Below are 13,925 nucleotides of genomic sequence, written 5' to 3' on the forward strand. Positions count from 1 at the left end.
CTTATTTAATATTTTCAAAATGTTAAAACCTAAAATTTAAATATAATAATCTTTATAATTTAATATAGAATGTCGTGATTTTTTTGGAATGAAAACGACTAAACATATTTATGTGTTTCTTTCGCTAGAACCTTTATAGCAAATATATTTTATAGAACAGTTCTGATCTTTGTTTGCGAAAGTGAGTGTTAGCGAGTTTTGTTTTCGTAGTAATTAAGGTTTATCCAAATAATGAATGTTTAGACTACTTTCCCAAATAAAATTTGGGAATATTTCAAAAAAATACTTAGACGAGCCAGGGTTAGTGCATACACTTTCGCCATTATTTTTAATATGCCATTATTTAAATTTGTTAAAATAACTTTTATTGCGAAATAAAGGGAAATGGCGATTGATTTCCCTTGCTTATATAAAAAGAAAAAACCTGAAATTATGAAAAATATTTATTAACAATGAGCAGTTTTTCATAACTCTAAATAAAATCCCTTATATGGATACTTAATGATTAAATTTAATTAAAGGATATTTTATAAGTACATAGATTATAAATAGTACAATTTTGTAAAAAAGGTTTTAATTCCGTTAATTTTCTGATTTTTATTATTTAAATTAGAAGATGGTAGAATAATAGATTTGTTTAGCAACTTATTTTTAAAACTAAAAGTTTATTAAAAAAATAAATTTATAAAAAGGATGTGTATAGATAATGAAAAAATTTAGAATTGAAAAGGAACATCAGAGGATGAAAATCTCGCAGTATTTGCGGGAAGTGCAGAATTATTCAGGGAGAAGTTTGAGAAATGTGGAAGTTTTTTTGAATGGAAAGCAGGTAAGGTTAACTAAGAAATTGCCGTCACACGGAAACTTGAGAGTTATTGAGAAGAAAAAGGGGACGGACATTAAGCCGATCAAACTGCCACTTGATATTATTTTTGAAGATGAAGATATTTTGGTTGTGAATAAGGAGCCATTCTTATTGACACATCCGACACAGAAAAAAGCTGATTTTACACTTGCAAACGGAATTGTAAATCATTTTTTGGAAAAATATGGGGAAATGAGAGTTCCACGATTTTACAATAGGCTCGATATGAATACATCTGGGTTGATTATTATTGCTAAAAACAGTTTTGCACAGGCATTTTTACAAAATTTTTCAATTTTTGAGAAAAAATATCTGGCGATTGTGAACGGAATTATCGATGGTGAGGAAATTGCAAGAATCAATGAAGAACTTGCAAAAGATGGGGAAAAACATAAGATTCAGGATTTGGAAAAGGAAAATTTGAAACCTGAAATTGAAAAAGTTAATTTTGGAGAAATGAAAAAATACGATGAAATGGAAAAAATAGAAAACAATTTAACTTTTGAAAATAAAGATAATAAAATTGAAGAAAATACGGATTTTAACAGTAAAAAAGAAAATAATAATTTAAATCTGAAAAGTAAAAGTAATTTTGAAAATATAGATTTTAACAGCAAAAATGCAAAAGATAATTTAAATTTGAAAAATAAAAATGATTTTAATAATGAAATTTTGGAAAAAAATGGAATAAATAAAATAGTTATTGAAAGACGGATTTTTCGGGATGGGGATAATTTGGAAAGAATAATTGATGAGCGGGGGCAATACGCAAAAACAGCTGTAAAAGTCTTAAAAACTTACCCTGAAAAAAATGTAACATTAGTAGAATGTGAACTTTTTACAGGGCGAACGCATCAAATTCGAGTTCACCTAAAATCCATTGGGCATACAATCGTAGGAGACGAACTTTACGGAAATGGCTTAAACAAAGAACTTGGAATAAATAGACAATTTTTGCACGCTTATAAGGTAAAATTTACACATCCTGCAAGCAAAAAGGAAGTTGAATTGGAAATATCAATGTTTGCGGATATGAAGGAATTTTTGGAAAAATAAAAAATTTACGATTTGAAAAATAAAAAGAAAGGACAAAATTAGAGAACTTATTATTGACTTGATTCAAAATATATTGTTAAAAAGATAAATTATCAAGAAATATAAATATTTTTAATAAGATTGTGATTAAGGTTGAGAAGAATTATAAAGCGTATCTGAAAACTCAAAATATGTTTTATTTTTACTATTTTTTGAGTTTGTAAATTAGATAAACTAAGTTAAAATTAAAATTTTTATTTTTTAAAAAATTTGTTAAAAATCATTATTTTAATAGTTTCCAGATACGTTCTAATAATTTTATTTTTTAAAAATAATTTTTATATAATTCTTTAGTTTATGATTTATTATATTATCAATTACAAAATCTATATCTGAAAAATCATATATATTTGTAATTAGAGAAAAAAGAGTTACGTAGTTTTTATTTATCCATTTAATTGCATTAAGAAAATCATTATAAGTATTACAATAAGAATTCACTCCTAACATATGTATTTGTTTATAAAATAACTCTCATTTATATACTTTGAAATCAAAAAACAATCTCTGCAAATATTACAATCGTTATATTGACTTCTTAAAATTCCCTTTTTTTCATTAAAGCCTAATTTTGAAATAAATTTTTTATAATGTTCTGCTCTTTTTAAAACAATATTTAGTTCTTGGTTTCTAGCATTATAGGAATCTAAATCTCCAAGAACAAATTGCACTTTAAATCCTTTATTGGAAAAATAAAATTAGATTGCTGTTTAAAAATATTACATTCATCTCCTTCTTTATATATCAAAGGATTTTTCAAGTAACTATTCTTTTCAAATGCTGTTTCAATAAGTTTTTTAGCAAAAGTAGTATCTTTTTCTCTCATTAAATATGCTAAATTTAAATAATTTGATATTTTAAATGGATTTACTATACATTGTTTCATATAGTATTCCCTACATAGGTTTTTATCTAAATAACAATAGTAATTTCCTATTATATCTGCTGAATCTAGTAAGTTCTGCATATTGAAATCTATAGATTTTATTAACTTTTCTAATTTTTGGAAATTATTTGTAATAATGTATAGTTGACACAAAAATACCATAAGAAAAGGTTTAAACTTTATTTCTTTTTGCAATGCTTTTAATAAGATATCTTCAGCTTTATCGTATTCCTGGATAGCGATGTATTCCATTGCATAAAAACCCATATTTAAGTAGTATCTTTCATCTATGATTTTATTTTTTGAAAACAGCATTGTTTCCAAGCCTTTTCTGTATTTTTCTCTTTTCTTTTCAGCTCGATTATTAATCAAAATATCTATGTGATGAAGTAAAATATCAGAATTTATTATTTTTTTCCCCATTTTTGTTATAGATGTTCCAAGTGAGGCATGAATAGGCACATTATCATATTTTATTCCCTTATGATTTCTTATAATTCGTAAGGCAGGAACTTCGCACCATAATCCTTTTCCTAAATACTGAATATTTTTTAACTGTATTCCATAAGCTTTTTCATCTGTCTTTTCTAGTGTTTTTTCTAGCAATCCATAAGAATTTTCATCTAATCTTTCATCAGCATCTATTATTAATATCCATTCACTTTTTGCAGCATTTAAATATAAATTCCTTGCTTCATCTACGTAGAATTGGCTACCGTCTATTATTTTACATCCATAATTTTTTAGAATACTTAAAGAATTATCTGAACTTCCATTATCTACAACTATAATTTCATCGGCAACTGGCAATACTGATTTTAGGCAATCTTCTAAAATTTTTTCTTCATTTTTGACAATCATACATACTGAGAGTAAATGATTTTTTTTCATTTTAGTAACCTCCTGTTTATTCAAAATGTTTATAAACTATACTCAAATTATATTAAAATAAAATTGATATAAATTAAAAAACTTATTTTTTTGAATAGCATAATCTTTGGTTATAAACTTAATTTAAAAAATATATTATTATTAACTTAGTTTTACTGTAGATATAAATTTTCAATAATAATAATAATACTTCGTTTTTTGTTATTGTCAACCCATAAAAAATGAAAAAATTTTTATCTTATTTTTAGAAATTAGTGATATAATAAAACAAAGTTAAAATTAATAAAAGAAATTAAGAAGAATAAAAAATTGGAAATTATATAATTTACAAAAAATTATTTTGTAAGCAAGAATAAAAACTTACGATTTAAAAAGCAAAAAGAAAGGATAAAAAATGAAAAAATTTGATTTTTCTGTTGATTTGATAAATGATAATATTTTGAAGTCGCTTCTGATTTTTTCGATACCGATACTTGTATCGAATATTTTTCAGCAGCTTTACAATATGGCGGATATTGCTATTGTGGGGCATACTTTGGGAGATAACTCGCTTGCGGCTATTGGGGCTTCGGCGGCTATTTTTGAACTGATTTTTGGATTTGCGTTAGGAATTGGAAATGGGCTTAGTATGGTTACAGCTAGAAATTATGGGGCGAATAATAAGAATCTTTTGAAAAAGTCTGTGGCTGGCTCGATTGTTATTGGAATTTGGATTACTGTGGGAGTAATGATTTTATCACGGTTTATTCTTATGCCGCTGTTAAAAATCTTGCATACGCCTGAAAATATTATAAAAGAAGCATTTGAATATATAAACATAATAACAATGTTTATTGGCGTAACTTTTTCCTATAACTTGTCGTCAGGACTTTTACGTGCAATTGGAAACAGCTTTATGTCGCTCGTATTTTTGGTAATTGCTTCAATTTTAAATATTTTCCTTGATATTTATTTCATAACTTCCCTTAAAATGGGAATTGGAGGAGCTGCGGTTGCAACAGTTATTGCACAGGCAATTTCAGTTATCTTAAGTATTATCTACATTTACGTAAAAGAGCCAATTTTAATACCTAGAAAAAAACATTTCAGATTTGATAAAAAATTGTACAAGGAACTGCTTGGACAGGGACTTTCTATGGGATTTATGATTGCAATTGTACTTATGGGAACGCTGATTTTACAGTATGCGATAAATGGGTTTGGGTACTTGATTATCGCTGGGCATACTTCGGCAAGAAAACTTATGGGATTTTGCAACATTCCGCTAACTACAATTGCACTTGCACTTGCAACTTTCGTTTCCCAAAATAAAGGTGCAAACAAAGTAGATAGAATCCGAAAAGGTGTATTTTACGCCAATATGATGGATATAGTTTTTGCAATCGGAATCACAATCTTTGTATATTTATTTTCCAAAAACATGATTCATCTGATGTCAGGCTCCGAATCTGAAATCGTACTGCACAACGGCTCAACCTACCTAAAAATCGCCTCCCCATTTTTCACAATACTGGGAATTCTTTTTAACTTGCGATACGCTTTACAGGCTCTCGGAGAGAAATTAATCCCTCTTGTTTCCAGCGTAATAGAATTTTTTGGAAAAATAATCTTCGTAATTTTTATCGTTCCGAAATTAGGCTATTTAGGTGTAATGATTTGCGAGCCACTGATTTGGATTGTAATGGTGGGGCAACTGGGAATTGCGTTTTATGGGAATTGGTATGTGAAAGGTTATAGAAAACTATGAAAAAGGAGAAATAAAAATGACAGTATATGAAAAAATTCTGGAAAAATCAGATACTTCATTTAAACAGCAAATTTATTTAAAAATAAATAAGTTAAGAAATTTTAATAAAAAAGTTAGATGTTTTAAATGAAATCAGAGAAGATATTATAATGGAAACATATCTTGGAATCAATTTATTAATAATTTAATAGACAAAAAAGATTATATATTTTGTGAAATCGATTTTATATTAGAATCTTTTAATAAAAAACAAATTATTTAGAAAGTAGATGGTAAAATTGTTAAATAGTAAAATAAAAAATATAGGAGATAAGATAGGAAAATATGAAATTACTGATAATAATCCAAATAGAAAAGGAGGAAATGGAATTGTATATTTCGTAAAATATAGCCAAGAAAATTATGCACTAAAATATGTAGTTTTCAATAATAAAATGAAATATAAAAGATTTCAAAGAGAAATAAAAATTATGGAAAAAATTAAAAATGAAGTTACTGGAATTATGAAGATTTATGATTCGTATATATCAGAAAAATATCAAAAAGATCAATCTTTTGGCTGGTATATTATGGATAAAGCTGAAACTTTAAATATAAATGAAATAAAAGAATACTGTATTAATAAAATAGTAAAAAATGTTTTAGAAGTTGCTAAAACTTTAAAAGAATTACATAGCAAAAAAATTAGTCACAGAGATATAAAACCAGAAAATATTCTTTGTATAAAAAATAAATGGTATCTTAGTGATTTTGGGCTTGTTGATTATCCAAACGCCAAAAATATAACTATTGATGAAAAAAATAGAGCATTGGGTCCTAGAATGACAATAGCCCCAGAATTTAAAAGAAATCCAGATACATCAGAAGGAACAAAGGGAGATATATACAGTTTTGCTAAAACTTTGTGGATATTTTTAACAGGAGATAAAAAATGCTTTGATGGGCAATATAATTTTAGAGATGAAAAAATAAGCATTAGAAATTATATTAAAGATGAACCTCTTGGGTTAATAGAACAACTATTATTTGAGGCTACTGAAAATAATCCTGAAAATAGAATAGACATAGATAAGGTAATAGAGTATTTAGAAAATTTTTTAACTTATAAAATGGAAGAAAAAATAAATTATGAATGGAAATTTATATCAAAAAATTTATTTTCTGATACAATGCCAAATGTAGTTGTTTGGGAAAATTCAAAACAAATAGTAGATGTATTAAATAAATTTTCTTATTTTAACTCAATGAATCATATGTTTTTTGGAGCTGGAGGTCTAGACTTAAAAGAAGTAAAAAATTCAAATGAAGAAGGATTTATTGAATTAATTTCGGGAGGATTTATTTATAAAATAAAGCCTAAATCATTAACATTTTATTCATTTGAAAATTCTGAATGGAATTATCTTTGGTTAGAAAGCGAAGAAATAAAATTGTTAAATAAAGGAATGAAATACGAAGAAGTTGTTGAAATTTATCCTGGAATTTACTTGCCAAATTGGATGTGGTATTATCAAAGAAATATGTCTTCTGTAGAAAAAAGGAAATTTCCAAAAACTGCTAGGCTAATTAAATTGTATTCAAAGAGTAATTTTGTAATTTTTAATAAATTTTCTCAATACAATAAAGAATATACAACATATAATGGTTATGAAAATATTCTTAATAAAGAAGAATTTAATGAAATTATACTAAAATGTAGTAAAAGTTCTAAAAATGAATTGAAAATACTTGATAAAATATATAGTTTTTTAAAAGTTAAGGATATAAAAAAAGAGGATATGAGTAGTAAAATTTTATACTATTTTAAAAATTTAGAACTTTTTCTTTATGAAATTCAAATACTTAATAATCATAAAACTGTAAAAATGAGTGAAGATGAAAAGAAAAAGTTTTTATGTAAATGTATAAAAAGTCCTGAGCTTATTTTTGAAAAAGAAAAAAAAGAAATTTCAGAAGAAGAAAAATTAAAATTAATGGCTGAAGATATTAAAAAAATCGAAAAAGTTTTAAGTTATATAAAAGAAGAAGAAAATTTAAAGATAGAGTATGAATTAAAAATCATTATAGAAAATATTGATTTCTACATTGATGAAAGAAATAAATTAAATAAGTCTGATAATACTATGATTTTTGATACAATAAATGATAATATTAATTTTGGTAGTTGTTTTCCCAAAAAAAGAAGATTTAATAAAAATCAAATATTAGAAATAAAAAAAGAAATTTTAAATTTAGGAATTAAAAATCTAGGTTTAAGAGTAAAAACTTTTTTGTTAAATAATATAAAAATTCCTACAAAAGTAGAACTTGATGAAGTTTTAAAAAAAGGAAACAGTTTTAAAGACAACGCTTTAGTTTTAGATGAAAATGGAAAATTAGAATTACTTTCCATAGAAAATAATGAATTTGAAATTTCATTGTATCCTGTAGTAATCAAAGAGTTTATAGCTTATGAAAATGCTGTTGGAGAATATTATAATGAAGATAATAAGCTAGATCATTATTATGAGAGGTTAATTAACAAAATAGAACAAAAAAATCAAAATTAGACTAATTTTAAGATAAAAATTAAGCAACGAAAATCACTAAGAAATCGTTGCTTAAAAATTATTAATTATTTTTTGTATTTTGATAATTTAATTTGTTATAAGATTGCAAAGTTTTTTGTTATCTGAAATACGATATAAATCCATTTTAGGTCTATTTTTTTTATCAAACGAATAAGATAATTTGTAATTTGAAAAAACTTGTGTTTTGTCATTCAAGTTTGTAAAATAGATAGAATTTTCATTTTCTTTTACTTCGTAATCTAATTGTGAAAGTTCAAGCGAAACTTTTCCTGTTTTTAATGCTGCACGATTATCCAATATGCTAACTGAAATAGACGACTTGCCATTTTCATTCAAGAACTTTATATAAGTAAGTCCCTTAAAAGTTCTGTCAACAGAATAAGGACATCTCCAAAGTTCTTTAGATATTATATCAATATCAGAATTAGAAAAACTTAAACTAAAAGTCAGTAAAAACAACGCAAATATAATTTTTTTCATAAAATCACTCCTAAATAACAATTTTCGTATATTTTATAATATTTTTTTAGGAAAATCAATAATAAAAACTAATATTTAAAATTTCACATTATTTTTAGAACTAAACGCATTTTGAAAAAATTCATCGGACAAGTTAAATTCAAAAGTTTCACGGCTAATGTAACCGACAGTTTTGTCGCTTTCGTAAAGTTGAATGAGAAAATCTGCCATTTCTTCGGCTGTGTGGTAATTTGGATAAGATTTATCATAATCAAAATCAGTTTTACCAGTTGCGACATTTCCAAAGTTAGTTTTTGTAGCAGCGGGGGCTAGGACTTTTACTTTTAATTGGGCATTATTTTGCTTTAATTCTAGTGCGAGTCCTTCTGTGAAGGCGTTTACGTAGAATTTTGTGGCACAGTAGACAATTGCGTTTGGAACGATTGTGTAGCCTCCTGCTGAGGAGATATTGATTAATTGAGAGCCTTTTTCGTTGTGGTAATCTTGGACATATAAAGAAGATAGCAAAGTTAATGCTTCTACATTGAGATGAAGCATATCTAAAATTTTATTTAAAGGCTGCTCTTTTACATCACCATACATCCCAAAACCTGCATTGTTTATTAAAGTTTCAATGTGATAATTGTTTAATTTTGAATATAGTTCAGGGATTTTGCTGACATTTGTTAAGTCAAAATCTATTACAATAATCTCCAAATTAGGATTTTTCTTCAAAATTTCACTTTTTAAGTCTTCTAGTAAATTCTTTCTCCGTGCAATCAGAATAAGATTTTTATTTCTTTCTGAGAATTTTAGAGCCACGGCTCTACCTATTCCCGAACTTGCTCCTGTTATAACAGTATATTTTGTTTTCATAGTTATTACCTCCATAAATTTGATAAATAAAGGATAACAGTTAGAGTATAGTATAAGTCAAGAGTTTTTTGAAAGGAGAAAATAAAATGAAAAAGAATGAACAAAAAATAATGCAAATAAAGGAATTTTCAGAAAAAACAGGCTTAACTCCATATACAATAAGGTTTTATGAAAAAAAGGAGCTGTTTCGTGTAAAAAGAGACGAAAAGAATAGAAGAATATACGATGAAACTGACATTGAATGGATAAAAATGTTAAAAAGATTAAAAGATATGGGAATGAAATTGAGTGAAATTAAGAAATATTCAGATTTACGATATGAAGGGAACGGAACGATAAAAGAAAGAATGAAAATTTTGACAAATCATAAAAAATATGTAAATATAGAAATTGAAAAGTGGCAAAAATATTTACAAAATCTTGATGATAAAATTGAGATTTATGAGAGTTTTTTAAAAAGTATTTCTGAAAAATAAAAGGGTCATAAATATATAGAAATTTAGGAGTAAATATGCTTACAGATACAAATATAACTTGGGGATTTGTCTTGTTATCCCCTTTTATAATTCCAATATTAATTTTATTAACTTTCTGGTTTTTTGTTTCAAAACGAAAATTTAATTTTCTTATTGCATTTACAATTTTGTCATTATTATTTGTTAGGTATCTTCGTTTTCCCTATGACACAGTTAACCGTAACAGCGAACTCGAAGTATCACAAAATTTTTTGATAAAAAGAACTTTGAGTTCGGATTCAGAGCATGAAGTTTATAAACTTGTTGATAAGACGAAGCTTGAAGATTTGATTTTGTATTTAAATGGATTAGCTAAAATTAATAATACTTGGGTTGGTTATATAGAAGAAACAGATTCTTACGAAGGAAAATATGGTGTCAAACCAGAAACATATTTTTTCATTAACGACAATAAAATTGAATATAACTTAGATGAGAAAACTTTAGAAAAAAGATTAGGTTTAAAAGAAATAAAATTACAGGATGCTGAGTACTTTGTTGATAAATTTGGGAGTAAAAAAGAAATCTTATATCAATATCAATTAGATAAAACAGGAGATTTAGATGAAAATATTTCTTTAAATTCAGAATTAAGCAAGAAATTGGAAATAAATTATAAAAAAGACAGAGCATTCTATTTGATGTTTTGGAGTGTAATGTTGCTTATGGAAATTATTTATCTGTTTATAAAAAATAGAAAAATTACAAAAAGTAATAAAGATTAGAAGGAGAAAAAAGGATGGAAAAAAATGAAAATAAATTTATGTCAAAAGCAAAAAGTTTTTTAGTATTAGTTTTATTTACAGTAATTTACTTTTTCTTTCAGAAAACAATATATCCAGCATTAGCACTTTTGTTTTGGTTAATTTTTACAATGCGGATAGAAGAAATAATTTTTAATGCTTTAGAATTTTTAAATCTTTCAAAAGGAACCATAAGTATTATTGATATTGTGATTACAGGAATTGCTTTGCTAACAGTGCTTATGTTTGTATTTTACTTGGGATATTTATGCAGTAAATTTTTGAAAAAAATTAATAAAACTTTGTTAGGTAGTGTAATGATGGCGATTTTAATTTATTTTTTGTATAAAATTTTTACAGAAACAGATGAAAATACAGCAATGTTTGCACCGACAGCACGGGAAATATATATTTTCTGTACAGCATCACATATTTTTTACACAGTTGGAGTATTTTTTAGTGATAAAGTCAAGAAAGTATTGGACAGAATAAAATTTAAAAGAAAAAAATAAAAGAAGGAGGAAAAATAAATGGAAAAAAATGAAAATAAATTTGTGAGGAAACCGAATAATTTTTTAGGATTAATTTTATTTGCGATAATTTATTTTTTAGTTCAGAATGTGATATATCCGCTATTAGGATTTTTATTCTGGTTTTCTTTCACGCTGATTTTTGGAGGAATAGCAGATGCTTTGGGAATTTTAAAAATAAAAGAAATTCAAGTTATTTTAACTTATCTATTTTATTGTGTTTGTTTGGTAATATTATCTGGATTTATGTGTTATTTAGGATATTTATGTAAAGATTTTTTAGGAAAAATGAATAAAATAGGATTAAATACCGTAATGATTGTAATATTGATTTATTTTTTGTACAAAGCTGCTGCTGGAGATCAAAATTCAATAATTGATGCTTTAATAGATGAGAAAAAGTATATATTTTGTACTATATTTCATATTTCGTATATAATGGGAGCATTTCATAGCGATAAAGTTAAGAAAGTATTAGACAGAATAAAATTTAAAAAAAAATAAAAGAAGGAGAAGAAAAATGAAAAAAAATACAGATAAACTTATGACGAAACAGAATAATCCTTTAGGATTAATTTTATTTACAATAATTTATTTTTTAGTTCAGGCAGGGATATATCCAGTGTTAGCATATTTGTTTTGGTTTATTTTTACATTATTTTCTACTGGGGTTTTGTTGGAAGCTCCAGAGCAGATTTTGAAGATTTTTATAATTGTGTTTTCGTTGTTTTGCTTGATAATAATATTGGGAATTATGTATTTTTTAGGATATTTGTGCAAAGGATTTTTGAAAAAAATGAATAAAAAGGCATTAATTTGGATAATGATTGTAATATTGGTTTATTTTGTGTTTAGAGCTCTTTTTGAAAACAAAAATAGTTCGATAATGTCTTATTTGACAAATGGGAAAAAATATATATTTTGTATAATGTCGCATATTTCATATGTAATTGGAGTATTTTTTAGCGATAAAATCAAGAAAATATTAGATACAATAAAATCTAAAAGAAAATAAAAATATTTTTTGCAAATCTAATTTGTTTATGGCATTTTTATCTGTTATAATTATTTTAATAAGAATAAATGGATTATTTATAAAATAATTATAAATTTTTTAGATAAATTTAAAATAGGAGCAGTATTTATGGGAAGAAAACATAGGAATATAATGTTGCTGGGGACAGGTTCTAATGTGGGAAAAAGCATAATCAATGCGGGGTTTTGCAGAATATTTTATCAGGACGGGTATAGTGTGGTGCCGTTTAAGTCGCAGAATATGGCTTTAAATTCGTTTATTACGAAGGATGGAAAAGAGATGGGGAGAGCTCAGGTGGTGCAGGCTGAAGCGGCTAATATCGAGCCACAGGCATTTATGAATCCAATTTTGCTAAAGCCTACAACAGACAGAAAATCACAGGTTATTGTGAATGGGAAAGTTTATAAAAACATGGATGCAAGGGAATATTTTGCCTATAAGCATAATTTAAAAAAGGATATAATGGCAGCATATAATCACATAAGGGATAACTTTGATATTTGTGTGCTGGAAGGAGCAGGAAGCCCTGCGGAGATTAACTTGAAGGAAGACGACATTGTAAATACAGGGATGGCGGAAATGGCTGATTCGCCTGTTATTTTGGTTGCTGATATTGACAGAGGCGGTGTTTTTGCGGCAATTTACGGGACAATTATGCTGCTTGAGGAAAGTGAAAGAAAACGTATAAAAGGTGTAATTATAAATAAATTTAGGGGAGATAAGAGCCTTTTGACTCCTGGAATTGAGATGATTGAAGAGTTGACAAATGTGCCTGTTCTGGGAGTAGTGCCGTTTGTGCCATTAGGAATTGAGGAAGAGGACAGTCTAGGGATTGATAAGTATAATGTGAAAAAAGAAGGGAAAATTCGGATTTCGGTTATTAAATTAAAACATATATCGAACTTTACTGATATTGATGCACTTAGCCATTATAACGATGTTTCCTTGAAATACGTTACAAAAAGCTCTGAACTTGGAGATGAGGACATTATTGTTATTCCCGGCTCTAAAAACACTGTGGAAGATATGAAGGACTTGATTGATAAAAATATAAGCAGGGAAATTATAAGGCTTGCAAAAAAAGGAACGATAGTATTTGGAATTTGTGGCGGTTTTCAAATAATGGGACAAAAAATAATGGATCCTCAAAATATTGAGTCTAATCTAAAAGAAATTTCAGGTTTAGGTTTGCTAGACATAGAAACAGTTATGGAAACAGCAAAAACAACAACACAGTATGAAAATAAAATAAAAAATGCAGATGGAATACTCGCTGGAATGGACGGCATTGAAATAAAAGGCTATGAAATACATCAAGGCTACAGTTATCCTGTACACGAGGAAAAAACCAAGATAAAATGTATCTTTGATGATGAAAAGCTAAAAGGCGTTGTAAAAGGAAATGTTGTCGGAACTTATATTCACGGAATATTTGACAATTCTGAATTTACAAATCATTTTCTGAACGAAGTAAGAAAACTTAAAGGACTAGACAAAGTCGATGAAGATTTTAGTTTCAAAGAATATAAAAACAGGGAATACGATAAATTGGCACAAATTTTGCGAGAAAATGTCGATATTGATAAGGTTTATGAAATAATGGAGATAAAATAGGAAATTAAAATAATAAAAATAAAAACATAATTTTATAATTTATAGTAAAACTACTTTAAAACAAGATTCAAAAGTTATGACTATTTTACTCAAAATCT

The 13,925-nt window shown here is 26.3% G+C and carries 12 protein-coding genes; 9 read left to right on the forward strand and 3 right to left on the reverse strand.

Annotated elements, in window-relative coordinates:
- Window positions 1-706 precede the first annotated feature (706 nt).
- The gene (locus K324_RS0101045; protein WP_026747503.1) at window positions 707-1,921 is read left to right on the forward strand and encodes an RluA family pseudouridine synthase; all 1,215 of its coding nucleotides are present in this window, start codon (window positions 707-709) and stop codon (window positions 1,919-1,921) included.
- Window positions 1,922-2,606: 685 nt separating this feature from the next.
- On the opposite strand, the gene K324_RS15110 is transcribed toward K324_RS0101045, so the two are convergent.
- A complete protein-coding gene (locus K324_RS15110) occupies window positions 2,607-3,737 on the reverse strand; it encodes a tetratricopeptide repeat-containing glycosyltransferase family 2 protein (protein WP_026747504.1) in 1,131 nt (376 codons plus the stop codon).
- A 394-nt stretch (window positions 3,738-4,131) separates the two neighbouring features.
- Between K324_RS15110 and K324_RS0101055 the strand changes: the two genes are divergently transcribed.
- Both K324_RS0101055 and K324_RS0101065 read left to right on the forward strand, forming a co-directional pair.
- A complete protein-coding gene (locus tag K324_RS0101055; protein WP_026747505.1) occupies window positions 4,132-5,484 on the forward strand; it encodes an MATE family efflux transporter in 1,353 nt (450 codons plus the stop codon).
- Window positions 5,485-5,753: 269 nt separating this feature from the next.
- Complete coding sequence (locus tag K324_RS0101065) at window positions 5,754-8,033, forward strand: protein kinase domain-containing protein (protein ID WP_026747506.1); 2,280 nt, start codon at window positions 5,754-5,756, stop codon at window positions 8,031-8,033.
- An 87-nt stretch (window positions 8,034-8,120) separates the two neighbouring features.
- Here the strand turns inward: K324_RS0101065 and K324_RS0101070 are convergent, their stop codons facing one another.
- Entirely contained in the window at window positions 8,121-8,534 is a 414-nt protein-coding gene (locus K324_RS0101070; protein WP_026747507.1) for a hypothetical protein, read from the reverse strand.
- A 75-nt stretch (window positions 8,535-8,609) separates the two neighbouring features.
- The gene (locus K324_RS0101075; RefSeq protein WP_026747508.1) at window positions 8,610-9,389 is read right to left on the reverse strand and encodes an SDR family NAD(P)-dependent oxidoreductase; all 780 of its coding nucleotides are present in this window, start codon (window positions 9,387-9,389) and stop codon (window positions 8,610-8,612) included.
- Window positions 9,390-9,475: 86 nt separating this feature from the next.
- Between K324_RS0101075 and K324_RS0101080 the strand changes: the two genes are divergently transcribed.
- The 6 genes from K324_RS0101080 to K324_RS0101105 all read left to right on the forward strand — a co-directional run bounded on the left by K324_RS0101080 (window position 9,476) and on the right by K324_RS0101105 (window position 13,827).
- A complete protein-coding gene (locus K324_RS0101080) occupies window positions 9,476-9,865 on the forward strand; it encodes a MerR family transcriptional regulator (protein ID WP_026747509.1) in 390 nt (129 codons plus the stop codon).
- A gap of 35 nt (window positions 9,866-9,900) precedes the next feature.
- The gene (locus K324_RS0101085; RefSeq protein WP_026747510.1) at window positions 9,901-10,629 is read left to right on the forward strand and encodes a hypothetical protein; all 729 of its coding nucleotides are present in this window, start codon (window positions 9,901-9,903) and stop codon (window positions 10,627-10,629) included.
- A gap of 14 nt (window positions 10,630-10,643) precedes the next feature.
- On the forward strand, window positions 10,644-11,159 hold the full coding sequence (locus K324_RS0101090; protein WP_026747511.1) for a hypothetical protein: 516 nt from the start codon (window positions 10,644-10,646) through the stop codon (window positions 11,157-11,159).
- Window positions 11,160-11,177: 18 nt separating this feature from the next.
- Complete coding sequence (locus K324_RS0101095; RefSeq protein ID WP_026747512.1) at window positions 11,178-11,681, forward strand: sodium:proton symporter; 504 nt, start codon at window positions 11,178-11,180, stop codon at window positions 11,679-11,681.
- A 16-nt stretch (window positions 11,682-11,697) separates the two neighbouring features.
- Complete coding sequence (locus K324_RS0101100; RefSeq protein ID WP_026747513.1) at window positions 11,698-12,192, forward strand: sodium:proton symporter; 495 nt, start codon at window positions 11,698-11,700, stop codon at window positions 12,190-12,192.
- Window positions 12,193-12,321: 129 nt separating this feature from the next.
- The gene (locus K324_RS0101105; RefSeq protein ID WP_026747514.1) at window positions 12,322-13,827 is read left to right on the forward strand and encodes a cobyric acid synthase; all 1,506 of its coding nucleotides are present in this window, start codon (window positions 12,322-12,324) and stop codon (window positions 13,825-13,827) included.
- Window positions 13,828-13,925: the final 98 nt, after the last annotated feature.

Origin of the sequence: Leptotrichia trevisanii DSM 22070 (genome assembly GCF_000482505.1) — a bacterium.
GTDB lineage: Bacteria > Fusobacteriota > Fusobacteriia > Fusobacteriales > Leptotrichiaceae > Leptotrichia > Leptotrichia trevisanii.